This window comes from Mycobacterium sp. WUMAC-067, from assembly GCF_020217485.1.
Classification (GTDB): Bacteria; Actinomycetota; Actinomycetes; order Mycobacteriales; family Mycobacteriaceae; genus Mycobacterium.
The window spans coordinates 1-25,581 of sequence record NZ_JAEKMI010000055.1; the positions used below are offsets into that span (position 1 = coordinate 1).

Consider the following 25,581-nt stretch of genomic DNA (forward strand, 5'->3'; position numbering starts at 1 on the left):
TGGAGCCGTCGGCAGTTGCAGTCTCGCGGGCCACGTAGACTCGTCTGGCGAACTTTCCAGACATAGAAGAGGTAAGAGACACCGATGAGCGGCCATTCCAAGTGGGCCACCACCAAGCACCAAAAGGCCGTCAAGGACGCGCGCCGCGGCAAGGAGTTCGCCCGGCTGATCAAGAACATCGAGGTCGCCGCCCGCACCGGGGGCGGTGACCCGGCCGGCAACCCGACGCTGTATGACGCCATCCAGAAGGCGAAGAAGACGTCGGTGCCCAACGACAACATCGAGCGGGCCCGCAAGCGGGGCGCCGGCGAGGAAGCGGGCGGGGCCGACTACCAGACGATCATGTACGAGGGCTACGGGCCCAACGGCGTCGCGGTCCTGATCGAGTGCCTGACCGACAACCGCAACCGGGCGGCCGGCGAGGTCCGGGTGGCGGTGACCCGCAACGGCGGCAACATGGCCGACCCCGGCTCGGTGTCCTACCTGTTCACCCGCAAGGGCGTCGTCACCCTCGAAAAGAACGGCCTGACCGAGGACGACGTGCTGACCGCGGTGCTCGACGCCGGCGCCGAGGACGTCAACGACCTCGGCGAGAGCTTCGAGATCATCTCCGAGCCGACCGACCTGGTCGCGGTGCGCACCGCGCTGCAGGACGCCGGCATCGACTACGAATCCGCCGAGGCGAGCTTTCAGCCGTCGGTCAGCGTGCCGGTTGACGTCGAGGGCGCGCGCAAGGTGTTCAAGCTCGTCGACGCGCTGGAAGACAGCGACGACGTGCAGAACGTGTGGACCAACGTCGACCTGTCCGACGAGGTGCTCGCCGCTCTCGACGAGGACTGACTACTCGTACCCGTGCCGCATGTCCTCGACGATGCGCGGATTGTCCAGGGTCGACGGCTCCACGGGCCGCGGCGCGATGTCGCCGGAGAACACGCCGGCCGCCTCGAGCACCCGCTGGTTGAGAAAACGTAGCGGGGGAGCGTCGGGCGGCACCGTCGGTGTGGGCGCGGTGTCGGCGCGCTGCGCCAGGGCGAATCCCCAGTCGCCGAACGTCGGCACGTGCACGTGATACGGCGTGACGGCGTAGCCCGCCGCCCGGATCGTCGACACCGTGCGCCAGTAGGCCGTCGGGGTGGAAAAGGGGCTGCCCGCCTGCACCGCCATCAGCCCGCCGGGGGCCAGCGCCCGGGCGGCCAGCGCGTAGAACTCGGTCGAATACAGCCGGCCCAGCACGGGTGTGTCGGGATCGGGAAGGTCGACGATGATCGCATCGAACCGGTCGATGTCGGGTCCGCGCAACCAGTTCATCGCGTCCTGCGTCACCACGCTTACCCGCGGGTTGTCCAATGAACCGGCGTTGGCGCCGCGCAGCGTGGTGCGCGCGACGTCGATCACCGCGGGGTCGAGCTCGACCTGCACGATCTTGGAAATGCCGGGCTGGCGCAGCAATTCGCGAGCCACCAGGCCGTCGCCGCCGCCGAGCACCAGCACCGAACGCGCACCCTTCCCGACCGCGGGGTACGCGAGGCTTTCGGTGTAGCGGTATTCGTCCCGGGTGGAGAATTGCAGCCCGCCGTCGAGGTACAGGCGGGTGTCGTTGCCGCGCCGCGTCACCACGATCTCCTGGTAGGGCGTGTGCCGATACGCGACGATCGGATCGGCGTAAAGCCTTTGCCGGCTTGTGGTTTCGACGTCGGCCGAACGCAGCAACAGGGTGGCGAGCAGCCCCAGCGCGGCGGCCAGCGCGCACAGCGCCAGCAGCAGTTGGCGCGTCGAAACCACTTGGCGCAGCAGGAAAATGGCGACGACGGCCGCCGCCGCCAGGTTGATCATGCCGGTGACCGCCGCGCCGCGAATCATCCCCAGCTGCGGCAGCAGCAGGAACGGCCAGACCAGCCCGCCCAGCAGCGCGCCGAGGTAATCGGCGGCGTTGAGGTTGGCAAGCGTGCGCCCGGCGTCGGCTGCACCCGCCACCCGCCCGCTCTGCAGCAGCGTCATCAACAGCGGCACCTCGGCGCCGACCAGGCCACCGATCAGGGCCGTGCTCACCGCCAGCACCCACGTCGAACCGACCGCGCCGTCCAGGAACGCGAACACCATGTACAGGGCCGCCGCGGACAGCCCGCCGATGACGCCGAGGGCCGCCTCCACCGCGATGAAGGTGATCGCCGCATGCGCCAGCAGCGGTTTGACCAGCAGGGCGCCCACGCCCAGCGCGGCGATGTAGCCCGCGACGATCAGTGAGGTGGCGACGATGCCGCCGCCGTCGAGGCTGGCCGACAACGTCAGCAGCGCGAGTTCATAGATGAGGCCGCAGGCCGCGCACGCCGCCACGGCGGCCAACAGCAGCGCCCGCCACCGCCCCGACGCCGCCGCGGACGGCGCCGCCGGGGGCGTGGCCACGTCGACGGAGCTCATGACACCGCCGCGGCGGTCACCCCTCCGACGGCGAGCAGTATCAGGGCCACCGCGAACGAGCCGGGATGCAGCACCTGCTCGTCGATGTGCTCATGGAAACTCCCCGGTATCAGCAGATGCATTGTGAGCAGCGCGATCCCGAGCAGGATCACGCCCATCAACCCGTACACCGCCACGCCGAGGAGTCCCTGCCCCAGCTGGCTGTAGCTGTTGGCGATCGCGGTGATGATGACGACGGTCAGCGCGATGTACATCGCGCCCGCGACGATCACGGCGTTCGGGCGGCGGTCGATGAACACCAGCTGGCGCAGCTTGCCCGGGGTCAGCACGTCGACCACGTAGAACCCGACGAGCAGGACGGCCATGCCGACGACGAAGTACAGGATCGTCGCGACCGCGCCTTTCAGGACGGGATTGAGGTCGACGGTTCCGATCTCGACGGCGAGGTACATGGTTGTCTCCTTTGCGGTGGTGCCATCACTTGGTTCCGCCCGGGCCGCCGGGGCTGCCTCCGGAACCACCCGACGGGGAGCCGGGGGTGAATCCGGGGCCGAGGAAGATGAACGCGCCGTGGCTGTAGCCGGCGCTCAGCGGCTCGACGCGGATGCTGCACGGGTAGTTGCCGTCGGGGCCGACGACCACGATGTCGTTGGCATAACGCAGGTATTCGGTGTTGCCGTTGTCGGCGCGCGCCTCGGGGTGCGCATACGCGGCGAGCGCGTCGGCCGCCTGTCGTGGCGATCCCGTGCACTGGTAGCGCGTGCCGTTCACGTCGTGGGCGTACTCGTGATAGTGGCCCGCGACGTACGACGCAATGTTCTTCTGCAGCAAGATGATTCCGGTGATCAGGCACACCACGGCGCCGGCCGCCAGCAGACCGGCGATCACGAACAGGCGGGTTCGGCTCACGGTTGCCACCGGCTCGCGGTGTGAACCACCGTCCCGCCGGAGCCGGGCGGACGCCCCGGGTACAGATGCCATGTCTGCCAACGCCATCCGGCGCCGTCGGGCTCGGCGGCCAGCACGGTCAGCGCGGCGTCGTCGCCCGGGAACGTGCCGCCGAGCCAGCCCGCCCGTCGGGCGCAGCGGCCCCGCAGCTCGTGCGCGAGGCGGCGGAAGGCCGCCTCGTCGCGGGTGTCGGTGACCGATTGCAGGTGGTAGCCGGGCGCGTCGGTGCTCTCGGGCAGGGCCGCCCCGAGATTGCGTGCCGTGCAAGAGATTTCCTCGGAGAACCGGCCCGCGGCGTGCTCGACCGCGACGACGTGCGACGCGCCGAGCACCCCGAGCAGCAACGCCCCCGCGCCGCCCGGGTGCTCGAGGCGGCAGGCGGCCAGCGGCGGGGGGACCGGCGCGTTGAGCGCGAGTCCCAGCCGCTCCCCGGATACGTCCGCCGGGGTCACGGCGAGCTGATGAAGGGGCACCGGCCTGACCTCGCGCGCGTTAGGCGGGGCTGGGCGGGGGAGCCGCGTAGACGGTGAGTTCGCCGGGGGACACGGACTTTCCCGTCGACACCTCCCAGGGCATGTCCGCGGCCCAGCGCTCGAAGGAGAGCAGGACCGTCTCGTCGTCGCTGGTGCAGTCGACGAATTCCATCTCGCCGCCGGCCGGCAGCCCGGTGGTGCCTTCGGTCGTGTAGGAGGCGCGGCCGCGTTCGGTTTCGTGAAACATCACGCCGTCGACGACGTAGGGATCGCCGGGCCGCAGCGGCACGTCCTTGCGGGTGATCCACATCGCCAGTTCCAGCCGTCCGTCGTCCTCTTCGACGCTGAACCAGATCGGCTGCTCGCCGCCCTCGAGCAGGTGTTCCCACCACACGAACGGTCCCTCGCGGAAGGTGACCGACCCGCGCACGATGTAGTCGGTGCCGCCGTAGCTGACGATGGCGCCGGGGCCGAGCTGGCGGGGCCCGAACTGCGGCATCGCGTCCGACGCGAGCGGATCCGGGCGCCCGGCGCTCTGCGCCGGCCGCTTGGGGCGGCGCAAAGCGATGACGAGCACCACGATCGACGCGATGAACAGCACGATGGCGAGCATGACCAGCAGAGATCCCACGCGCAGCCTCCCGTTGCCACAATGCTTGAGCGAACGTGGGCTAAAGCTAACAGCTTTTTCGCGGGTCCGGCGCGGTAACCTCCCGGCCCGGAATCGGCCTGGAATCGGGGTGGCCGCCGCGTGTCGCACCCGGGGCGCGTCGGTGCCGGCCGCTAGGGTATCGAACAGCTGTTCTACTAGGTGGGAGCGGGTAATGCGGGTGATGGGCGTCGACCCCGGCCTGACCCGGTGCGGGTTGTCGGTCGTCGAGAGCGGGCGTGGGCGCAGCGTCGTCGCGCTCGACGTCGACGTGGTGCGCACCCCGTCGGACGCGCCGCTCGCCGAGCGGCTGCTGAAGATCAGTGACGCCGTCGAGCATTGGCTGGCCACCCACCAGCCGGACGTCGTGGCTATCGAGCGGGTGTTCTCCCAGCTGAACGTGTCGACGGTGATGGGCACCGCCCAGGCCGGCGGCGTGGTCGCGCTGGCGGCGGCCAAGCGGGGCGTCGACGTGCACTTCCACACCCCCAGCGAGGTCAAGGCCGCGGTCACCGGCAACGGCGCTGCCGACAAGGCCCAGGTTACTGCGATGGTCACCAGAATCCTTGCGCTGCAAGCGAAACCGACGCCGGCGGACGCCGCCGACGCGCTCGCGCTGGCGATTTGTCACTGCTGGCGGGCGCCGATGATCGCCCGGATGGCGGCGGCCGAGGCGCTGGCCGCCGAGCAGCGGCAGAAGTACCGGGCCAAGCTGAAGGCCGCCCGATGATCGCCGCGGTGCGCGGCGAGGTGCTCGAGGTGGCGCTCGATCATGTGGTGATCGAGGCCGCCGGTGTCGGCTACCGGGTGAACGCGACGCCGTCGACGCTGTCCACGCTGCGGACCGGGACCGAGGCGCGGCTGATCACGGCGATGATCGTCCGCGAGGATTCGATGACGCTGTACGGCTTCACCGACACCGACACCCGCGACCTGTTTTTGACCCTGCTGTCGGTGTCGGGGGTCGGGCCCCGGCTGGCGATGGCGACCCTGGCCGTGCACGACGCCGGCGCGCTGCGCCAGGCGCTGCATGACGGCGACGTCACCGCGCTGACCCGGGTGCCCGGGATCGGCAAACGCAGCGCCGAACGGATGGTCCTGGAGCTGCGGGACAAGGTGGGCGCGGCCGGCGCCGGCGCGGCGTCCGTGGCCACCGGTCTCAACGGCCACGCGATACGCGGGCCGGTGGTGGAGGCCCTGGTCGGCCTCGGCTTCGCCGTCAAGCAGGCCGAGGAGGCCACCGACAAGGTGCTGGCCGCCGAGCAGGACGCGACCACCTCCGGTGCGCTGCGCGCCGCCCTGTCGCTGCTGGGTAAGTCTCGATGACCCCCACTGAGGAAGACTGGTCCGACCGGGACGTCTCCGGCGCGCTGGCCCCCGGCGAGGGCGACGTCGACGTCAGCCTGCGGCCCCGCTCGCTGCGGGAGTTCATCGGCCAGCCGCGGGTGCGCGAACAGCTGCAACTGGTCATCGAGGGGGCCAAAAACCGCGGCGGCACACCGGATCACATCCTGCTGTCCGGCCCGCCGGGGCTGGGCAAGACGTCGCTGGCGATGATCATCGCGGCCGAGCTCGGATCCTCGTTGCGGCTGACGTCCGGGCCCGCGCTGGAGCGCGCCGGGGACCTGGCGGCGATGCTGTCCAATCTGGTCGAGCACGACGTGTTGTTCATCGACGAGATCCACCGCATCGCGCGGCCCGCCGAGGAGATGCTCTACCTGGCGATGGAGGACTTCCGGGTGGACGTGGTCGTCGGCAAGGGCCCCGGCGCGACGTCGATCCCGCTGGAGGTGGCGCCGTTCACCCTGGTCGGCGCGACCACCCGTTCCGGCGCGCTGACCGGCCCGCTGCGGGATCGGTTCGGCTTCACCGCGCACATGGACTTCTACGAGCCCCCCGAGCTGGAGCGGGTGCTGGCCCGCTCCGCCGGGATCCTGGGAATCGAACTCGGCGGTGATGCGGCCGAGGAGATCGCGCGCCGCTCGCGCGGCACGCCGCGGATCGCCAACCGGCTGTTGCGCCGGGTGCGGGACTTCGCCGAGGTGCGCGCCGACGGCGTGATCACCCGCGACGTCGCCAAGTCCGCGCTGGCGGTCTACGACGTCGACGAACTGGGTCTGGATCGGCTGGACCGGGCGGTGCTCTCGGCGCTGACCCGCAGCTTCGGTGGCGGCCCGGTCGGGGTGTCGACGCTGGCGGTGGCGGTTGGCGAGGAGGCCACCACCGTCGAGGAGGTGTGCGAGCCGTTCCTGGTCCGCGCCGGCATGGTGGCCCGGACTCCGCGTGGCCGGGTGGCCACCGCCCAGGCGTGGACGCACCTCGGCATGGTGCCGCCCGCCGGGGCCGCCGGTCTCGGGCAGCCCGGCCTGTTCGAGTAGCCAGCAAACGATCGCGCGGGCCCCATCCGGTTACATCGTGGCGCGGTGGGTAACCAACCTCACAGGTATCACGCCTCGTGAAGGAGACTGAAGATGAGGAACAGGCGCCACGACTACGAACGCCCTCGCGCGCTGTACATGCCGCGTACCCGCGGCGCGCTGACCGGGTTACTCCTGATCCTTTTGGGTGCGTGGGGTGCGTTGGTGCCGTTCTTCGGTCCCAACATCGATTGGGCGTACGCCGCGGACCCGGCATGGACGTGGACGGCGGCAAAAGGCTGGCTGGAGGTGCTCCCCGGGGTGGCCGCGGCGGTCGGTGGCCTGCTGGTGCTCCTCTCCGGCAATCGCGCCAACGCCGTGTTCGGTGGCTGGCTGGCGGTCCTGGGCGGCGCCTGGTTCGTGGTCGGCCGCGCGTTCGCGCCGACGCTGGGCATCGGGAGCGTCGGTCAGCCGGGTGCCGCCTCGACGGACCTGAAACGAGCCCTGCTCGAGGTCACCTACTTCACCGGCCTGGGTGCGCTGATCGTCTTCCTGGGTGGCGCGGCCGTGGCGCGGCTGGCGGTTCGGCACGCGCGCGACGTCGTGATGACCCAACCGGCGCCCATGGCAGGCGATGCCGTGCCGGCGGGGCAACCGGCCATGTATGACGAGACGGGCGCACGGACGGACGCGGTGGCGGCCGAGCCCGCGGCCCGGGAGCGCGGCGGTGGTGGCTTGTTCCATCGGCGCACCGGCGGCGGTTTGTTCCACCGCCATCACCACGCCGCTTAGTCCGCTTAGCCGGCAACGCGAAACGGCACCGGGAGCCCTTGGCTTCCGGTGCCGTTTTGCGCCAAGGTAGTGCGAGCAACCGTGACCGGCGAGGAGGACGCGATGATCACGACCGCGCTGCTGTTCGCCGCACTGGCGGCGTTACTGCACGTCTACATCTTCGTGATGGAATCGTTGACCTGGACCTCGCCACGCACCCGCGCAACGTTCGGCACCACCCCCGCGGAAGCCGAGACCACCAAGCTGCTCGCCTTCAACCAAGGTTTCTACAATTTGTTCCTCGCCATCGTCACCGTCGTCGGCATCGCTGTAATTGCCTTGGGGCACACCGATGTTGGCGCGGGACTGGTTTTCGCCGGCATCGGATCGATGGCCGCGGCCGCGGTGGTGCTGCTGGTGTCCGCACCCGACAAGGGGCGCGCGGCGCTCGCCCAGGGCACCTTCCCGGCGATGGCGATCGTGCTGTTGTTGCTCGGCCTTCAGTAGTAACACCAGTCTCACCAGCCACAATAATCACCGCCAGCGGTTGGCTTTCGTTTGCCGCGTGGGTTACTAGTGGAAGTCGCCGGGTACCCATCTCGAGCCGGAAATAGGCCCGGTATTCAACGAGGGGATGTCATGAAATACGCAGAAGACGGCCGAACCCGCGGGCTGAGCATGCCGCGCTCGCGAGGCGCGGTCAGCGGATTGCTCCTGGTCATTCTGGGAGCTTGGGGGGCGTTAATACCGTTTGTCGGTCCACACTTCAACTTCGCATACACGCCGGACCGAAACTGGGCATGGAGCTCGGCCCGGGGCTGGCTGGAAGTCGCGCCGGGAGCGGCCACCGCGGTCGGCGGCCTGCTGCTGATCGTTGCCGGCAACCGCGTCGCCGCGATGTTGGGCGGGTGGCTGGCCGTGCTGGCCGGCGCCTGGTTCGTCGTGGGTGGCGATGTCGCCCCGCTGCTGGGAATCGGCTCCGCCGGCGACCCGATCGCCGCAACCGACCGCAAGCGCGCGGTGCTCGAGGTCACCTACTTCTCGGGCCTGGGCGCGCTGATCATCTTCGTGGGCGGTGTCGTGCTGGCACGCACCGCCGTACGCCTGGCGCGCGACGTGCAGCCGTCGGCGCCGGCGTCCTCAGGCACACCGGCCGTCGAGCCGTATCGGGATTCGGTTTACGAGCAGCCGGCCGAGGTCTCCTCGGGTGCGCTGACCAAGCCGCGCGCGTCGTCTGACCCCGAACCAAAGCGGGGATGGCGCCGCCACCGCGCAGGTGCGGGATCTGGGGGTAACGCCGCGTATTTGCGGTGGCCGCACCCGCAGCAGTAGGTCAGTACACCGAAACAGGTCGCCCAGCCCCAAAAGGGCTGGGCGACTTGCTGTTCGGCTGACCTCAGAGCAGTCCGAGCAACTCCAGGTCGGTGATGTACTTGACGATGACCGGCGCCGACACATGCGGGATGTCTTTGTCGGGGCCGATTTTCGCTTCCTGCACCGCCGCACGGAACACGTCGGTGGGTGCCATCGAGCCGTTGATCGGCTTTTCCGGCTTCTGGTAGTTGTGCAGCAGGGGCAGCAGCGAGTACTGACGCTGCCGATCCGGCAGGGCCCGCAGCGACGTCTCGAACCGCCGCAGCCACTCGGAGTAATCGGCGATGCGCTCGATCGAATACCCGGCCTCGATCAGCCAATCGATGTACTCGTCCAGCCCGATGCCGTCGTCGTACGGGTTCATCACGTGGTACGTCTGGAAGCCGGTGTCGCTGTCGGTGATTTGCGTCCCCAGCGTCGAGATCGCCGCGGCGATGAACTCGACCGGCAGGCCGTCGTAGTGCGACCGCTGCCGGTTGCCGTCGGCGTCGAGCTCGTAGAACGACCCGGGCGCGATACCGGTGGCGACCAGGCTCAGCATCAGCCGGGTGAACATGTCCGGCAGGTTGAGCTGCCCGGCGTAGGTGGTGTCGGCCAGGATCATGTCGCAGCGGAACACCGAGACGGGCAGGCCGCACAGGTCGTGCGCCTCGCGCAGCAGCACCTCGCCGGCCCACTTGCTGTTGCCGTAGCCGTTGGCGTAGCCGTCGTTGATCGCGCGGGTGGCGCTGATCTGCCGGATGTCGCCGTTCTCGACGAACTTGCCGGGTGGGATCTGGTCGCCCACGCCGATCGTCGACACGTACGTGTACGGCTTTTGCCTGGACGTCAGCGCGATCCGGATCAGCTCCGCGGTACCCAGGGCGTTGGGCCCGAACAGCTCGCTGTACGGCAGCACGTGGTTGACCAGCGCGGCGGGGTCGACGATGACGTCGACCTCGTCGGCCAGTCGCTGCCAGGTCTGCTGGTCCAGGCCGAGGTTGGCCTCACCCTTGTCGCCCGCGATGACCTCCAGGTGGTCGGCGGCCAGCTGCTGGTAGTGCGCCAGCAGTTTGGGGTCGCCTTGAGGAGAGCCGACGCCGAAGGTCTTGTCCAGCCGGGCGCGGGCCTCTTCATCCGTGCGGGCCCGCACCAGGGCGATGACCTTGCCGTCGACCATGTCCATGCGCTCGAGCCAGTCCAGCGCCAGGTAGCGGCCCAAAAAGCCGGTCGCGCCGGTCAACAGCACCGTGCGCACCTCGGTGGCCGGCTTGGGCAGGCTCGGCGCGGCGGCCAGGGTCGCCTCGTCGAGGAACTTGTCCAGCGTGAGGTCACTGGCGTGCACCGTGGTCGCGCCGCGACCGTGCACGGCGGCGAACGTCGGCCGCTTGGAGCCCTGCCGCTCGGCCTCGATGTAGCTGGCGATGGCAGCGAGGTCGTTGGCCGGGCTGACGATGACACCCACCGGCACGTCGACATCGAAGATCTCGCGCAGCAGGTTGCCAAAGGTCAACGCCGACAACGAGTCTCCACCAAGATCGGTGAAGTGGGAATCGGGGGACAGGTCGCTGGTCGCCGCCCCGAGCATGGCGGCGGCGGCCCGGCTCACGGTCTGCAGCACCGGCGCTTCGGCTCCGCTGCGGCGCAGTTCGGCCAACTCGTTGGCCTGCCCCGCGGCCAGGTCGGCGTACATCTGCTCGAGCTGTTCCCCGTAGTGCGCCTTGAGCTTCGGCCACGCCAGCTTGCGAATCCCGGTCAGCAGACCGTTTTCCAGCGTGAACGGCGTGGTCTCGATGATGAAGTCGCGCGGCACCTCGTAGGACTGCAGGCCGGTCTCTTTGGCGACCTTCTGCAGCGAGTCGGCGATCTTCGGCTTGAGCGACTCAAGGTCGTTGTCCGCCAACGCTTCCTCGGTCGGCACCACCACGGCCAGCAGGTAGGGCTGGGCGCTGTTGCCGTAGACGTAGATCTGACGGATCAGCGGGCTGTTGCCGAACACCGCCTCCAGCTTGGCCAGGGTGACGAACTCGCCCTGCGCGAGCTTGAGCACGTTGTTGCGGCGGTCGACGTACACCAGCCGGTCCGGAGCGATCTCGGCGAACACGTCACCGGTGCGGTAGTAGCCGTCGTCGTCGAACACGTTGGCGGTGGTCTCGGCCCGCTTGTAGTAGCCGGGGAACATGTTCTCGGTGCGCAGCAACAGCTCACCGCGCGGATGCGGGCGGTCGGTGCTGAAGTAGCCCAGATCCGGAACGTCGACCAGCTTGTAGTCGATGACCGGCGGACGCTGAATCTCCCCGTCGAACAACACCATTCCGGCCTCGGTGGAGCCGTAGCCGTCCATCAGGTGCATCTGCAGCAGCGACTCGGCCCACGCCTTGAGCTCCGGCGAGGTGGGTGCCGAGCCCGTCATCGCGAAGATGAACCGCCCGCCCAGCAGGTACTGGCGCTGTTCGGCCATCACCTGCGCCTCGACGGCTTCGCGGTCTGCGCCGTCGGCCAGCCGCCGCTCGACCTGGCGCTGGAATTCGCCATACAGCGTCTCCCAGATGCGGGGGACGAAGTTCATCTCGGTGGGCCGCACCAACTCGAGGTCCTCGAGCAGGGTGGACAGGTCGCTGCGGGCGGCGAAGTACGCGGTGCCGCCATTGCCCAACGTGCCGTAGAGGATTCCGCGCCCCATGACGTGGCTCATCGGCATGAAGTTGAGGGTGATCGACGCGGCGCTCTCGCCGAACCAGTTCTTGCTGCCGCGCCGCCACATCTTGCCGACGTTGCTCTGCGGGTACATCGCGCCCTTGGGGGCGCCGGTGCTGCCGGAGGTGTAGATCAGCAGGGCCAGCGAGTCCTCGTCGGTCTCCTGCTCGGCGACGGGCGCCAGGCCCTTGCCGCGCGCCAGCACGTCGGCGAGCGCCTCGACGGCGACGCCGGTGTCGGCCAACCGGGCGGCGGCGCTCTCCACGGCCTCGCGCTGGTCGTCGACCTGGGGCTGGTAGTCGAACACGACGAGCCTGCCGGGCGCGTGGTCGCCGGCCAGGATCAACTCCACGGCGTCGGCCAGCTGGTTGACGCTCGAGGCGATCAGGCTGGGCTCGGTCTCGGCGACGATCGGCTGCAGCGACGAGATCGCCGCGCTGGTCTGCAGCGGCACCGACACGGCCCCGATGGTGCCCAGCGCGATGTCGATGGTGGCGTAGTCAACGCTGTTGAAGCCGAGCACGCAGACGCGGTCGCCGGGGCGCACCGAGTCGCCGGCCCAGGCGCGGCCGAGGGCCGAAACCCGTTCGCCGAGTTCGCCGTACGTGATGGTCTCGAAGCGGGGGAGCAGCTCGGCCGAGGTCCGTCCGGTCTTGACGTCGGTCACGAACTCCACGACGCGCTGCCCCAGTGCGGGCCGGTCGGCGTAGCCGTCGAGCACGGTCCGGATGATCTGCGGCAGCCGCAGCCCGGGCCGTTCGGTGGCGGCGGTGATCGCCGGGTCCGGCCGGGCGGCGGCGAACTGGGGGTCGGTGGCGATGAGTTCCTCGATGCGACGGTCGAGTTGTTCGTCATGAATGGCAGTCGACATAAACAGATCCCTTGCGAATGAAAGTTAGCGAGTCAATATGCGCTGTCCGCGCTGACACATAGAACGTTAGCTAAAGTAACGGTATTCCACCACGATAGGGCCTGTGGCGTGCATGTGAGATTGCCCACGAGGGCCGGGGTCCTACAGGTCGCGCAACAACCCGCTCAAGATCTCGATGCCCTCGGTCAGCAGCTCGTCGCCGATGGTCAGCGGCGGCAGCAACCGGATGATGTTGCCGAACATGCCGCAGGTCAAGACGATGACGCCGGCCGCCTGGGCGGCGACGGTCAGCTTCTGGGTCAATTCCTTGTCCGGCTCGGCGGTGCCCGACTTCACCAGTTCGATCGCGATCATGGCGCCCCGGCCGCGGACGTCGCCGATCCGGTCGTCGCCGGCCTGCAGCCGCAGCAGCGGTTCGGTGATCAGGCGTTCCAGCTGGCGGGCGCGTTCGACCAGCCCGTCGCTCTCGATCGTCTCGATCGTGGCCAGCGCGGCCGCGCAGGCCAGGGGGTTTCCGCCGAACGTGCCGCCCAGGCCGCCGACGTGCGGTGCGTCCATGATCTGGGCCCGGCCGGTGATCGCCGACAGGGGCAGCCCGTCGGCGATGGCCTTGGCGGTGCAGATCAGGTCGGGCTCGATGCCCTCGTGCTCGCAGGCGAACATGGCGCCCGACCGCGCGAAACCGGTTTGCACCTCGTCGGCGATGAACACCACGTTGTTCCGGCGGCACCACTCCAGCAGGGCGGGCAGGAATCCCTCGGCCGGGACGATGAACCCGCCTTCGCCCTGGATCGGCTCGATGATGAGCGCGGCCAGGTTGTCGGCGCCGATCTGGCTGTCGATGACCCTGATGGCCCGCGCGGCGGCCTTCTCCCCGTCGGTGGCCAGCTCCTTGTCGATCAGGCCGTCCCGATACGGGTAGGACAGCGGCGCCCGGTAGACCTCCGGCGCGAACGGGCCGAAGCCGGCCTTGTAGGGCATGGACTTGGCGGTCAGCGCCATCGTCAGGTTGGTGCGGCCGTGGTAGGCGTGGTTGAACGCCACCACCGCGGACTTGCGGGTGTAGGCGCGCGCCACCTTGACGGCGTTCTCGACGGCCTCGGCGCCGGAGTTGAACAGCACCGAGCGCTTCTCGCCGGAGCCCGGCGTGATCCGGTTGAGCGTCTCGGCGACGGCGACGTACGACTCGTAGGGCGTCACCATGAAGCAGGTGTGGGTGAACTCGGCGACCTGCGCGCGCACCGCGTCGACCACCCGGGGCGCCGAGTTGCCGATGGTCGTCACCGCGATGCCGGAACCGAGGTCGATGAGCCGGTTGCCGTCGACGTCCTCGATGATGCCGCCGCCGGCGCGCGCCACGAAGACCGGGACGGAGACGTTGACCGCGTGCGACACCGCCGCCGCCCGGCGCTTGCTCAGTTCGAGCGAGACCGGGCCGGGGATCTCGGTGACCAGTTGGCGAGTCTGCTCGAGGCTGGCCACCACGTACTCCTCCCCGCGGCGCGCGTGTCACGCCGCGTTGAAAGCCTATCGAGCTTGCCGCCGGCGGGCACTCGTTGCACCGCGACGGTCGGTGACGGGCCGCGGCCTGCCAGACTGGACGGGCACACTGGACCGTGACGAGGTGCGCGACGCCCGATTCGGACCGGCACCTTTTCCTTGCATTCCCTCGATACCCCTCGATACCCCTCGAGAATCACGAAGAAAGACGGGCGCGCCCATGGAGAGTTTGATCCTGTTTTTGCCGTTCCTGCTCATCATGGGCGGGTTCATGTACTTCGCGTCGCGGCGCCAGAAGCGCGCGATGCAGGCCACCATCGACCTGCACGAGTCATTGAGCCCGGGCGACCGGGTGCACACCACGTCGGGCCTGCAGGCCACCGTCGTCGCGATCACCGACGACGCCGTCGACCTCGAGATCGCCCCCGGCGTGGTGACCACCTGGATGAAGCTGGCGATCCGCGACCGGGTCCTGCCCGACGACGACGAGGATCTGGTCGACGGGGACGACTCCGCCGACGAGGGCTCGGTCGCCAAGGATTCCTGACGCCCAATACTTCGGGGGAGGACCGCTTGCGCGACGGGCTCCTCGGGGCCACGTAGGCTTTTCTAGGCTCTGTCCGGGGTAACTAACCGATTCTCGAGGAGATAGAAGGAACGTGGCATCGTCTTCGGCGCCGGTGCACCCTGCCCGCTACCTGTCGGTCTTCTTGTTGTTGCTCATCGGCGTCTACCTGCTGGTGTTCCTCACCGGCGACAAGCGGGCCGCGCCCAAGCTCGGGATCGACCTGCAGGGCGGCACCCGCGTCACGCTGACCGCGCGCACCCCGGACGGTTCGCGCCCCAGCCGCGAGGCGCTGGCGCAGGCGCAGCAGATCATCGGCGCCCGGGTCAACGGACTCGGCGTCTCCGGGTCGGAGGTCGTCGTCGACGGCGACAACCTGATCATCACGGTCCCCGGGACAGACGGCAACGAGGCCCGCAACCTGGGCCAGACGGCCCGGCTGTACATCCGTCCGGTGCTCAACTCGATGCCGGCCCAAACCGCCGAGCCCAAGCCCGCGCCGCGCCAGCCGGCCCCCGGCCAGCCGGCGCCAGGCGGCCAACCGGCACCCGGTCAGCCCGCGCCCGGGGAACCGGAGCAACCGGCTCCACCCCCGGCGGGACAGCCCGCGCCGGGCGGCAAGCCGGGCGCTCAGCCCCGGCCCTACCCGCAGGACCCGCCGCCGTCGCCCAGTCCCGCGCCCGCCCCGGGCGCCCCGGCGCCCGCTCCGGCCCCGGCCGGGGAGGCGCCCCCGCCCGCCGAGGCGCCCGCGCCACCGGATCCGCGCAAGGACCTCGCCGACCGCATCGCCGATGAGAAGAAGTGGCGCCAGAGCACCCGGCAGGGCATTCAGTTCCTGGCGCTGCAGTTCCAGGCGACGCGCTGCGACAAAGAAGACATCCTGGCCGGCAACGACGACCCCGCCCAGCCATTGATCACCTGCTCGACCGATCACAAGGTGGCCTACCTGCTGGGCCCCTCGATCATCAGCGGTGACCAGATCCAGGACGCCACCTCCAGCCAGAACCAGCGCGGGATCGGCTACGTCGTCGACCTTCAGTTCAAGTCCGCCGCGGCGAACACCTGGGCGGACTTCACCGCCGCCCATATCGGCACCCAGACCGCGTTCACGCTGGACTCACAGGTCGTCAGCGCCCCGATGATCCAGGAAGCCATCCCCGGCGGCCGCACCCAGATCAGCGGTGGCGACCCGCCGTTCACCGCGGCAACCGCCAAGCAGCTGGCCAACGTCCTGAAATACGGTTCGCTGCCGCTGTCGTTCGAAGCCTCGGAGGCCCAAACCGTCTCGGCGACACTGGGTTTGACCTCGCTGCGCGCGGGGCTGATCGCCGGCGCGATCGGGCTGGTCCTGGTGCTGCTGTACTCGCTGCTCTACTACCGGGTGCTGGGACTGCTCACGGCGCTGTCGCTGGGCGCTTCGGGCGCAATGGTTTTCGCGATCCTGGTGATTCTGGGCCGTCAGATCAACTACACCCTCGACCTGGCGGGCATCGCGGGTCTGATCATCGGTATCGGTACCACCGCCGACTCGTTCGTCGTCTTCTTCGAACGCATCAAAGACGAGATCCGCGAAGGGCGTTCGTTCCGGTCGGCGGTGCCCCGAGGCTGGTCGCGGGCGCGTAAGACGATCGTCTCCGGTAACGCGGTCACCTTCCTGGCCGCCGCCGTGCTGTACGCGCTGGCGATCGGTCAGGTGAAGGGCTTCGCATTCACGTTGGGCCTCACCACGATCCTCGACCTGGTGGTGGTGTTCCTGGTGACCTGGCCGCTGGTCTACCTGGCCTCCAAGTCACCGACGTTGGCGAAACCCGCATACAACGGCTTGGGCGCAATCCAGCAGGTCGCCCGCGAACGCCGGGGTTCGTCGCAGGTGAAGACGGGACAGGGATAACGTGATGGCCTCCAAAGACGCGACCGAGATCACCGAAACCTCGGAGGGCACAACCGAATTGACCGACAGCGCCGCCGGCACCGCCGGGGCGCCGCAGCACAGCTTCCTGTCGCGCCTCTACACCGGCACCGGTGCGTTCGAGGTGGTCGGACGGCGGCGGTTGTGGTTCGGCATCAGCGGCGCGATCGTCGCGATCGCGCTCCTGTCCATCGTGTTGCGGGGCTTCAGCTTCGGCATCGACTTCAACGGCGGTACGACGGTGTCGATGCCCGCCAACGGGGCGAACGGCGTGGTGCGCACCTCCCAAGTCCAGGAGGTGTTCCACAAGACCCTCGGCAACGACGCGGAATCGGTCGTCGTCGTCGGCAACGGCGCCGCGGCGACCGTGCAGATTCGCTCCGAGACGCTGTCCAACGACCAGACGACCAAGCTGCGCAACGCGTTGTTCGACGCGTTCGGACCCAAAGGCCCCGACGGCAAGCCCAGCAAGCAGGCCATCAGCGACTCGGCGGTCTCCGAGACCTGGGGTGACCAGATCACCATGAAGGCGCTGTTCGCCCTTGTGGTCTTCCTGGCGCTGGTCGGCGTGTACATCACGGTCCGCTACGAGCGGTACATGACACTGGCAGCGATCGCGGCGATGTTCTTCGACCTGGCCGTCACGGCCGGCGTGTACTCGCTGGTGGGTTTCGAGGTCACCCCGGCCACCGTCATCGGCCTGCTGACGATCCTCGGTTTCTCCCTCTACGACACCGTCATCGTGTTCGACAAGGTCGAGGAGAACACCCACGGCTTCCAGCACAAACCCAAGCGCACCTTCGCCGAAGAGGCCAACCTGGCGATCAACCAGACGTTCATGCGGTCCATCAACACCAGTCTCATCGGGGTGCTGCCGGTGCTGGCGCTGATGGTGGTGGCGGTGTGGCTGCTGGGCGTCGGCACCCTGAAGGACCTGGCGCTGGTGCAGCTGATCGGCATCATCGTCGGCACCTACTCCTCGATCTTCTTCGCCACGCCGCTGCTGGTCAGCATGCGCGAACGCACCGAGCTGGTGCGCACCCACACCCGCCGCGTCCTGCGCCGGCGGGCTGGCGCGTCGCGCGCGGGCGCCGAGAACGCCCCGGACGTGAACGACGCCGACGAGACCGCCGAGGACGCCAAGGCGACCGCCGGCGAATCGGCGTCGAAGCCGACCGAGCCGTCCAAGCCCGCGCCGAGCAAGCCCGCGCCGGGTGCCCGTCCCGTGCGGCCGACCGGGACCCGCCGTCCCACCGGCAAGCGGAACGTCGGCCGGCGGTAGACGCGATGGCCACCAGGTACCGGGGAACTGGGGCCGATCGTGGCGTGCTAACCGGCCGGCGGAACATCGCGCTGTGGATCAGCGCCGGGCTGGCGGTGGTGCTGGCCGCGGCTTTCGTGGTGACCGCGTGCGCCGGTAGCGCCGCCTCCGAGGTCGATTACGTGGTCGACGGCCCGCTGAACACCTACAACACCAACACCGTCGTCGGCGCCGCCTCGGCCGGAGCGCAGGCTTTCGCCCGCACGCTCACCGGGTTCAGCTACCACGGCCCGGGCGGGCAAATCGTCGCCGACCGCGACTTCGGCACGGTGTCGGTGGTCGGCGGCACGCCGCTGGTGCTGGACTATCAGATCGCCGACAACGCCGTCTACTCCGACGGCAAGCCGTTGACCTGTGACGACATCGTGCTCGCGTGGGCGGCCCAGTCCGGCCGCTTCCCGGAATTCACTGCGGCCACCCAGGGCGGTTATATCGACATCGCCAACGTCGAGTGCATCCCCGGGCAAAAGAAGGCGCGGGTGTCGTTCGTCCCGGACCGCGGCGTCGTCGACTACAACGAGCTGTTCACCGCGACCTCGCTGATGCCGTCGCACGTCATCGCCGACCAGCTCAACGTCGACGTGACCGCGGCGCTGCTCAGCCACAACGCGCCGCTGGTGCAACAGATCGCGAAGCTGTGGAACACCACCTGGGACCTCAAACCGGGTGTCGACCTCAAGCGCTTCCCGTCGTCGGGGCCCTACAAAATCGGATCCATCTTGGAGGGCGGGGCGGTGGTGCTCGTCGCCAACGACCGGTGGTGGGGGCCCAGGGCCGTCACCAAGCGGATCACGGTGTGGCCGCAGGGGCCCGACATCCAGGACCGGGTCAACAACCGCACCGTCGACGTCGTCGACGTCGCCGCGGGTTCCTCGGGAACGCTGGCCACGCCGGACAACTACGAGCGCTCCGATGCGCCGTCGGACGGCATCGAGCAGCTGATCTTCGCGCCGCAGGGCCCGCTGTCGGCGCCCAAGGCGCGCCGGGCCGTCGCGCTGTGCACGCCGCGCGACGCGCTGGCCCACGACGCGGGGACACCGATCGCCAATTCACGCCTGAGCCCGGCCCGCGATGACGCCGTCACCGCCGCCGACGGGGCCGCCGAGGCCGGCCCGTTCGGCAAGGCGGATCCGGTCGCCGCGCGCAACGCGCTGGGCGGTGCGCCGCTGGCGGTGCGGATCGGCTACCAGGGGCCGAACGCGCGGCTCGCGGTCAATGTCGGCGTCATCACCAAATCGTGCGCCGCGGCCGGGATCACGGTCACCGGCGTCACCCTGGACACCTCGGGCCCGCAGGCGCTGAGGGACGGCAAGATCGACGCGCTGCTGGCCAGCACGGGCGGCGCGACCGGCAGCGGTTCGACGGGCTCCTCGGCGCTGGACGCCTACGCCCTGCACACCGGCAACGGCAACAACCTGTCCGGATACACCAATCCGCAGGTCGACAGCGCGATCGGGGCGCTGGCGGTGTCGGCCGACGCCGCCGAGCGGGTCCGGCTGCTGGCCGAAACCGCGCCCATACTGTGGGGCGACATGCCCACCCTGCCCCTGTACCGGCAGCAGCGCACGTTGCTGATGTCGAAGAAGATGTACGCGGTGAGCAACAATCCGACCCGTTGGGGCGTGGGCTGGAACATGGACCGATGGGCCCTGGTGCAGTGAGGTTGCCGTGACGAATGTCGGCGGGCGGACGCCCGTGGCGGAGCTCATCGCGTCGCTGACGCGCAAGGTGGCTGACTTCCCCAAGCCGGGGATCCAGTTCAAGGACCTCACCCCGGTGTTCGCCGACGCGACGGCGATGACGGCGATCACCGGCGCGGTGGCCGAGCTCGCGTCGGGCGCCGATCTGGTGGCCGGCATCGAGGCCCGGGGATTTCTGGTGGCCGCGGCCGTCGCCGACCGGCTGCACACGGGCGTGCTGGCCATCCGCAAGGCCGGGAAACTGCCGCCGCCGGTGCACGCCGAGCGGTACGACCTGGAATACGGCACCGCGACGTTGGAGATCCCCGGCGAGGGCATCGACCTGCGCGGACGCGACATCGTGATCGTCGATGACGTGCTGGCCACCGGCGGCACCCTGGCCGCCTCGGCCCGGCTGCTCAAGCGCGCCGGGGCGAACGTGGTGGCGGCGGTGGTGCTGTTCGAACTCGGCGGGCTGGGCGGCCGGGATGCCGTCGCGCCATTGCCGGTGCACAGCCTGACTTGCGAGTAGCGCTCGCCGCCCGGCGACGATGCGCGCCGCGACGGGGGTACCTCCCAGCCGCGGAGCGGCGCAAGAAGGAGCCGGGCACTTGATTCGGGAGGACGTATCCTCGAATTCGGAGGTGACCACACGTGGCGGATGACAACAGCGCGGCGCAAGCGCTCGACGCGCCCACCAACGTCACGGAGTCGCCAGCCATCACGCAGCCGATGGAGGCCCCGGAGCCGCCGACGGAATCCCTGAAGACGTCCAGCAGCGCGTCGCGGCGGGTCCGGGCGCGGCTGGCCCGGCGGATGACCGCGCAGCGCAGCACGCTCAACCCGGTGCTCGAACCGCTGGTGGCGGTGCACCGGGAGATCTACCCGAAGGCGAACGTGTCGCTGCTGCAGCGCGCCTTCGAGGTCGCCGACCAGCGTCACGCCACCCAGTTGCGGCATTCCGGCGACCCCTACATCACCCACCCGCTGGCCGTGGCCACCATCCTGGCCGAATTGGGCATGGACACCACCACTTTGGTGGCCGCCCTGTTGCACGACACGGTCGAGGACACCGGCTACACCCTGGACGCCTTGAGCGAGGAGTTCGGGGAAGAGGTGGGCCATCTCGTCGACGGCGTGACGAAGCTGGATCGGGTGGTGCTGGGCAGCGCCGCCGAGGGCGAGACGATCCGCAAGATGATCACCGCGATGGCGCGCGATCCCCGCGTGTTGGTGATCAAGGTCGCCGACCGGCTGCACAACATGCGCACCATGCGGTTCCTGCCGCCGGAGAAGCAGGCCCGCAAGGCCCGCGAGACGTTGGAAGTCATTGCGCCCCTTGCGCATCGGCTGGGTATGGCCAGCGTCAAGTGGGAATTGGAAGACCTGTCGTTCGCGATCCTGCATCCCAAGAAGTACGAGGAGATCGTCCGGCTGGTCGCCGGGCGCGCGCCGTCGCGGGACACCTACCTGGCGAAGGTCCGCGCCGAGATCGTCAGCACGTTGGGCGCGTCGAAGATCAAGGCGACGGTGGAGGGCCGCCCCAAGCACTACTGGTCGATCTACCAGAAGATGATCGTCAAGGGCCGGGACTTCGACGACATCCACGACCTGGTCGGCATCCGCATCCTGTGTGACGAGATCCGGGACTGCTATGCCGCTGTGGGCGTGGTGCATTCGCTGTGGCAGCCGATGGCCGGCCGGTTCAAGGATTACATCGCCCAGCCCCGGTACGGCGTCTACCAGTCGCTGCACACCACCGTCGTCGGGCCCGAGGGCAAGCCGCTGGAGGTGCAGATCCGCACCCGCGACATGCACCGCACCGCCGAATACGGCATCGCCGCGCACTGGCGCTACAAGGAGGCCAAGGGCCGCAACGGTGTTCCGCATCCGCACGCCGCCGCCGAGATCGACGACATGGCGTGGATGCGCCAGCTGCTCGACTGGCAACGGGAGGCCGCCGACCCCGGCGAATTCCTCGAGTCGTTGCGGTATGACCTTGCGGTACAAGAGATTTTCGTCTTCACCCCCAAGGGCGACGTCATTACCCTGCCGACCGGTTCGACCCCGGTGGACTTCGCCTACGCCGTGCACACCGAGGTCGGCCACCGCTGCATCGGCGCCCGGGTCAACGGGCGCCTGGTGGCGCTGGAACGCAAGCTCGAAAACGGCGAAGTCGTCGAGGTTTTCACCTCGAAGGCGGCCAACGCCGGGCCGTCGCGGGACTGGCAGCAGTTCGTGGTGTCACCGCGCGCCAAGGCCAAGATCCGGCAGTGGTTCGCCAAGGAGCGCCGCGAGGAGGCGCTGGAGGCCGGCAAGGACGCCATGGCCCGCGAGGTGCGTCGCGGCGGACTTCCGTTGCAGCGCTTGGTCAATGGCGAAACCCTGTCCGCGGTGGCGCGCGAGCTGCACTACCTCGACGTGTCCGCCCTCTACACCGCGATCGGTGAGGGGCACGTGTCGGCCCGGCACGTCGTGCAGCGGCTGCTGGCCGAAATCGGCGGCATCGACCAGGCCGAAGAGGACCTCGCCGAACGGTCCACCCCCACGACCATGCTGCGGCGCCCCCGCAGCAGCGACGACGTCGGGGTCTCGGTCCCGGGCGCGCCGGGCGTGCTGACCAAGCTGGCGAAGTGCTGCACGCCGGTGCCCGGCGACCAGATCATGGGGTTCGTCACCCGCGGCGGCGGCGTCAGCGTGCACCGCACCGACTGCACCAACGCCGCCTCGCTGCAACAGCAGTCCGAGCGCATCATCGAGGTGCATTGGGCGCCGTCACCGTCGTCGGTGTTCCTGGTGGCCATTCAGGTCGAGGCGCTCGACCGGCACCGCCTGCTGTCGGACGTCACGCGCGTGCTGGCCGACGAGAAGGTCAACATCCTGTCCGCCTCGGTGACCACGTCCGGTGATCGAGTTGCCATCAGCCGGTTCACCTTTGAGATGGGTGACCCCAAGCACCTCGGCCACCTCCTCAACGTGGTGCGCAACGTCGAGGGCGTCTATGACGTCTACCGCGTGACGTCCGCGGCCTGAGCTCTTCCGGTCCTGGTCGGGACTCAGTCGAGCAGCACCGAGGTGATGGTGACCTCGCTGGCGGGTGCCCCGTCCTCGCCGCCGCCGGCGACGCCGGCCTTCGCGATCTTGTCCAGGGTGGCCAGCCCGTCGGGCTGGATGGTGCCGAACACGGTGTACTGCGGCGGCAGCTGGGAGTCCTTGTACACCATGAAGAATTGGCTGCCGTTGGTGCCGGGCCCGGCGTTGGCCATGGCCAGGGTGCCGCGCGGGTAGAGGACGGGCTGCTGCGCCTTCGGGTCATTCGGCGGGTACTGGTCGGTCGGGTACTCGTTGGCGAATTGGTAGCCCGGGCCGCCGGTGCCCTCGCCCTTGGGGTCGCCGCACTGCAAGACGCCCAGCCCCGGCGAGGTGGTCAGCCGGTGACACTTGGTGTTGTCGAAGTACTTCTGGCCGACCAGGCTCGCGAAACTGTTGACCGTGCAAGGTGATTCGTTGTTGGCCAGCATCAGGCCGATGTGGCCCTGGTTGGTCACCATGCTCACGCTCACCTGCGCCGGATCGGTCGGCACCTTGCCGGTGCGCGGCGGCTTGACCTGCTTGGCCGCCGGCTCCGGCGTTGCCGGGTATTGACAGTTGGCGCCCACCTCGGCCGACGGCTTGAACGCCGGCAACGGCGGGGCGGACGGCGCCGGCCCGGCGGGCGTCGTGGACTCCGGCGAACTGCTGCTGGGTGTCGTCGACGCCGCGGTGTTGCTCTTGTGTTCGTGCTTGGTGTTGACGATCGTCAGGACGACCGCCACGACCACGGCGACGGCCACGATCGAGCCGGCAGCAATCAGCACGATCCGGCGCGTCTTGGCTTGCTTCGCGCGCCGCTCCAGCTGGCGTTCGAGCTTGCGCTTGGCGTTGGCACGTCGTTGTTCGTTGGTCGGCACGGCCGCTATGCCTCCATGCTTGGTGAAGTCGGAGCCTCTGAAACCCGTGAGGTGGCCAGCTCAGGCTAATGTGGGCGCCGCGACTCGTGTCAAGTGGGCCCCATGGGAAAATGGGAACCGTGTTGATCACCGGATTTCCCGCCGGCATGTTGCAGTGCAACTGCTACGTGCTGGCCGAGCGGCCGGGAACGGACGCCGTGATCGTGGATCCGGGTCAGCGGGCGATGGCCCCGCTGCGGCGCATCTTGGACGAGAACCGGCTGACGCCCGCCGCCGTGCTCCTGACCCACGGGCACATCGACCACATGTGGTCGGCGCAGAAGGTCTCCGACACCTACGGTTGCCCGACCTACATCCATCCCGAGGACAGGTTCATGCTCAAAGACCCGATCTACGGCCTGGGCCCGCGCCTGGCGCAGCTGGTGGCGGGCGCGTTCTGGCGGGAGCCCAAGCAGGTCGTCGAGCTCGACCGCGACGGCGACAAGCTCGACCTGGGCAGCGTGACGGTCAACGTCGACCACACCCCCGGGCACACCCGTGGATCGGTGGTGTTCCGAGTGACGGGGGACAAGGATGTCGTGTTCACCGGGGACACCCTGTTCGAGCGTTCGGTGGGGCGCACCGACCTGTTCGGCGGCAGCGGCCGCGACTTGCTGACCTCGATCGTCGACAAGCTCCTGGTGCTCGACGACGCGACGGTGGTGCTGCCCGGGCACGGCAGCTCCACCACCATCGGCGCCGAGCGGCGCCTCAACCCCTTCCTCGAAGGCCTGTAGCCCGTGGCGGAATTTGCTGCGCCCAAGGGCGTGCCCGACTACGTCCCGCCGGACTCGGCGCAGTTCGTGGCGGTGCGCGACGGACTGCTCGGCACCGCCCGCCGCGCCGGTTACGGCGATATCGAGCTGCCCATTTTCGAGGACACCGCCCTGTTCGCCCGCGGCGTCGGCGAATCCACCGACGTGGTGTCCAAGGAGATGTACACGTTCGCCGACCGCGGCGACCGCTCGGTGACGCTGCGGCCCGAGGGGACCGCCGGCGTGGTGCGCGCGGTCATCGAACACGGCCTGGACCGCGGCGCGTTGCCGGTCAAACTCTGTTATGCGGGACCGTTTTTCCGCTACGAACGCCCGCAGGCCGGCCGTTATCGTCAGCTGCAACAGGTCGGCGTGGAGGCGATCGGCGTGGACGATCCGGCCCTCGATGCCGAGGTCATCGCCGTCGCCGACGCCGGGTTCCGCTCCCTGGGGCTCGACGGGTTCCGGCTCGAGATCACCTCGCTGGGAGACGACAGCTGCCGACCGGCGTATCGAGAACTGTTGCAGGAGTTCCTGTTTGGCCTCCCGCTTGACGAGGAGACGCGCCGCCGCGCCGAGATCAACCCGTTGCGGGTGCTCGACGACAAACGCCCGCAGGTGAAAACCATGACGGCCGATGCGCCGGTGCTGCTCGATCACCTGTCCGATGCGGCAAAGCAGCACTTCGACACGGTGCTGGCACACCTGGATGCGCTCTCGGTGCCCTACGTCATCAACCCGCGCATGGTGCGCGGGCTGGACTACTACACCAAGACCACCTTCGAGTTCGTGCACGACGGGCTGGGCGCGCAATCCGGAATCGGGGGCGGCGGCCGTTACGACGGCCTGATGCGCGAGCTCGGCGGACAAGACCTGTCCGGCATCGGGTTTGGGCTCGGCGTGGACCGGACGCTGTTGGCGCTGCGGGCCGAGGGCAAGAGCGTGGGGTCGGCGGCGCGCTGCGAGGTCTTCGGCGTGCCGCTGAGCGAGCAGGCCAAGCTGCGGTTGGCGGTGCTGGCCGGTCAGCTGCGGGCCGCCGGGGTGCGCGTCGACCTGGCCTACGGCGACCGCGGGCTCAAGGGCGCGATGCGCGCGGCCGACCGGTCGGGCGCCCGGGTCGCCCTGGTGCTGGGCGACCGCGATATCGAGGCCGGCACCGTCGGGGTGAAGGACCTCGGGACGGGGGAGCAGTCAGCCGTCGCTTCGGAGTCCGTTGTCGCCGACGTGCTTGCGCGACTGGGTCGGTAGCCCGTTTCGGAGGCTCGACGGCCGCGCCAGATTTTTGTCGGACCCGCGTGGCATACTCGAACGCATGTTCGATGAACG

At 69.3% G+C, this 25,581-nt stretch carries 23 protein-coding genes; 15 read left to right on the forward strand and 8 right to left on the reverse strand.

Going from position 1 to position 25,581, the window contains the following annotated elements; all coding sequences use genetic code 11:
- Positions 1 to 84: 84 nt before the first annotated feature.
- Complete coding sequence (locus JF781_RS24185) at positions 85 to 840, forward strand: YebC/PmpR family DNA-binding transcriptional regulator (protein WP_064936653.1); 756 nt, start codon at positions 85 to 87, stop codon at positions 838 to 840.
- On the opposite strand, the gene JF781_RS24190 is transcribed toward JF781_RS24185, so the two are convergent.
- From JF781_RS24190 to JF781_RS24210, 5 genes are read right to left on the reverse strand one after another with little or no spacing between them, the layout of a single operon-like run.
- On the reverse strand, positions 841 to 2,418 hold the full coding sequence (locus tag JF781_RS24190; RefSeq protein ID WP_225330378.1) for a polyamine aminopropyltransferase: 1,578 nt from the start codon (positions 2,416 to 2,418) through the stop codon (positions 841 to 843).
- Positions 2,415 to 2,870 (reverse strand): DUF350 domain-containing protein, encoded by a 456-nt coding sequence (locus tag JF781_RS24195; RefSeq protein WP_225330377.1) that lies wholly within the window; start codon positions 2,868 to 2,870, stop codon positions 2,415 to 2,417. Before JF781_RS24195 ends, JF781_RS24190 begins: the two co-directional genes overlap by 4 nt.
- Before the next feature lie 25 nt (positions 2,871 to 2,895).
- Positions 2,896 to 3,327, reverse strand: coding sequence for a DUF4247 domain-containing protein (locus JF781_RS24200; protein ID WP_225330376.1), 432 nt, complete (start codon positions 3,325 to 3,327; stop codon positions 2,896 to 2,898).
- A complete protein-coding gene (locus JF781_RS24205) occupies positions 3,324 to 3,839 on the reverse strand; it encodes a DUF2617 family protein (protein WP_225330375.1) in 516 nt (171 codons plus the stop codon). The genes JF781_RS24200 and JF781_RS24205 overlap by 4 nt, the downstream gene beginning before the upstream one ends.
- Before the next feature lie 19 nt (positions 3,840 to 3,858).
- Positions 3,859 to 4,470, reverse strand: coding sequence for a DUF4178 domain-containing protein (locus JF781_RS24210; RefSeq protein WP_225330374.1), 612 nt, complete (start codon positions 4,468 to 4,470; stop codon positions 3,859 to 3,861).
- A gap of 193 nt (positions 4,471 to 4,663) precedes the next feature.
- Between JF781_RS24210 and ruvC the strand changes: the two genes are divergently transcribed.
- The 6 genes from ruvC to JF781_RS24240 all read left to right on the forward strand — a co-directional run bounded on the left by ruvC (position 4,664) and on the right by JF781_RS24240 (position 8,948).
- A complete protein-coding gene (ruvC, locus tag JF781_RS24215) occupies positions 4,664 to 5,218 on the forward strand; it encodes a crossover junction endodeoxyribonuclease RuvC (protein WP_225330373.1) in 555 nt (184 codons plus the stop codon).
- A complete protein-coding gene (gene ruvA, locus JF781_RS24220) occupies positions 5,215 to 5,814 on the forward strand; it encodes a Holliday junction branch migration protein RuvA (RefSeq protein WP_225330372.1) in 600 nt (199 codons plus the stop codon). The genes ruvC and ruvA overlap by 4 nt, the downstream gene beginning before the upstream one ends.
- Positions 5,811 to 6,866, forward strand: coding sequence for a Holliday junction branch migration DNA helicase RuvB (gene ruvB / locus JF781_RS24225; RefSeq protein ID WP_225330371.1), 1,056 nt, complete (start codon positions 5,811 to 5,813; stop codon positions 6,864 to 6,866). Before ruvA ends, ruvB begins: the two co-directional genes overlap by 4 nt.
- Positions 6,867 to 6,959: 93 nt before the next feature.
- Positions 6,960 to 7,637: a hypothetical protein gene (locus JF781_RS24230; RefSeq protein WP_225330370.1), complete on the forward strand. Its 678-nt coding sequence runs from the start codon at positions 6,960 to 6,962 to the stop codon at positions 7,635 to 7,637.
- A gap of 102 nt (positions 7,638 to 7,739) precedes the next feature.
- Positions 7,740 to 8,123: a DUF1304 domain-containing protein gene (locus JF781_RS24235; protein ID WP_225330379.1), complete on the forward strand. Its 384-nt coding sequence runs from the start codon at positions 7,740 to 7,742 to the stop codon at positions 8,121 to 8,123.
- A 132-nt stretch (positions 8,124 to 8,255) separates the two neighbouring features.
- Positions 8,256 to 8,948: a hypothetical protein gene (locus tag JF781_RS24240; protein WP_225330369.1), complete on the forward strand. Its 693-nt coding sequence runs from the start codon at positions 8,256 to 8,258 to the stop codon at positions 8,946 to 8,948.
- A 64-nt stretch (positions 8,949 to 9,012) separates the two neighbouring features.
- On the opposite strand, the gene car is transcribed toward JF781_RS24240, so the two are convergent.
- Both car and gabT read right to left on the reverse strand, forming a co-directional pair.
- Complete coding sequence (gene car / locus JF781_RS24245; protein WP_225330368.1) at positions 9,013 to 12,537, reverse strand: carboxylic acid reductase; 3,525 nt, start codon at positions 12,535 to 12,537, stop codon at positions 9,013 to 9,015.
- Positions 12,538 to 12,678: 141 nt separating this feature from the next.
- Positions 12,679 to 14,019, reverse strand: coding sequence for a 4-aminobutyrate--2-oxoglutarate transaminase (gene gabT / locus JF781_RS24250; RefSeq protein ID WP_225330367.1), 1,341 nt, complete (start codon positions 14,017 to 14,019; stop codon positions 12,679 to 12,681).
- A gap of 238 nt (positions 14,020 to 14,257) precedes the next feature.
- Between gabT and yajC the strand changes: the two genes are divergently transcribed.
- From yajC to JF781_RS24280, 6 genes are all read left to right on the forward strand, one after another.
- Positions 14,258 to 14,584 carry a preprotein translocase subunit YajC gene (yajC, locus tag JF781_RS24255; RefSeq protein WP_225330366.1) on the forward strand — a complete coding sequence of 109 codons (327 nt, stop codon included), beginning with the start codon at positions 14,258 to 14,260 and terminating at the stop codon, positions 14,582 to 14,584.
- Positions 14,585 to 14,696: 112 nt separating this feature from the next.
- Entirely contained in the window at positions 14,697 to 16,493 is a 1,797-nt protein-coding gene (gene secD, locus JF781_RS24260) for a protein translocase subunit SecD (RefSeq protein ID WP_225341319.1), read from the forward strand.
- Positions 16,494 to 16,497: 4 nt separating this feature from the next.
- Positions 16,498 to 17,793, forward strand: a complete 1,296-nt coding sequence (gene secF / locus JF781_RS24265) for a protein translocase subunit SecF (protein WP_225330501.1) — start codon at positions 16,498 to 16,500, stop codon at positions 17,791 to 17,793.
- A 5-nt stretch (positions 17,794 to 17,798) separates the two neighbouring features.
- The gene (locus JF781_RS24270; protein ID WP_225330502.1) at positions 17,799 to 19,493 is read left to right on the forward strand and encodes an ABC transporter substrate-binding protein; all 1,695 of its coding nucleotides are present in this window, start codon (positions 17,799 to 17,801) and stop codon (positions 19,491 to 19,493) included.
- Positions 19,494 to 19,500: 7 nt separating this feature from the next.
- Positions 19,501 to 20,043: an adenine phosphoribosyltransferase gene (locus JF781_RS24275; RefSeq protein ID WP_225330503.1), complete on the forward strand. Its 543-nt coding sequence runs from the start codon at positions 19,501 to 19,503 to the stop codon at positions 20,041 to 20,043.
- A gap of 122 nt (positions 20,044 to 20,165) precedes the next feature.
- The gene (locus JF781_RS24280) at positions 20,166 to 22,544 is read left to right on the forward strand and encodes a bifunctional (p)ppGpp synthetase/guanosine-3',5'-bis(diphosphate) 3'-pyrophosphohydrolase (protein ID WP_225330504.1); all 2,379 of its coding nucleotides are present in this window, start codon (positions 20,166 to 20,168) and stop codon (positions 22,542 to 22,544) included.
- A gap of 23 nt (positions 22,545 to 22,567) precedes the next feature.
- Here JF781_RS24280 and JF781_RS24285 read toward each other — a convergent pair whose 3' ends face one another.
- Positions 22,568 to 23,461 (reverse strand): peptidylprolyl isomerase, encoded by an 894-nt coding sequence (locus JF781_RS24285; RefSeq protein ID WP_225330505.1) that lies wholly within the window; start codon positions 23,459 to 23,461, stop codon positions 22,568 to 22,570.
- A gap of 119 nt (positions 23,462 to 23,580) precedes the next feature.
- On the opposite strand from JF781_RS24285, the gene JF781_RS24290 reads away from it, so the two are divergent.
- Both JF781_RS24290 and hisS read left to right on the forward strand, forming a co-directional pair.
- Positions 23,581 to 24,237: an MBL fold metallo-hydrolase gene (locus tag JF781_RS24290; RefSeq protein WP_225330507.1), complete on the forward strand. Its 657-nt coding sequence runs from the start codon at positions 23,581 to 23,583 to the stop codon at positions 24,235 to 24,237.
- A 3-nt stretch (positions 24,238 to 24,240) separates the two neighbouring features.
- Positions 24,241 to 25,503: a histidine--tRNA ligase gene (gene hisS, locus JF781_RS24295; protein ID WP_225330506.1), complete on the forward strand. Its 1,263-nt coding sequence runs from the start codon at positions 24,241 to 24,243 to the stop codon at positions 25,501 to 25,503.
- Positions 25,504 to 25,581 lie beyond the last annotated feature (78 nt).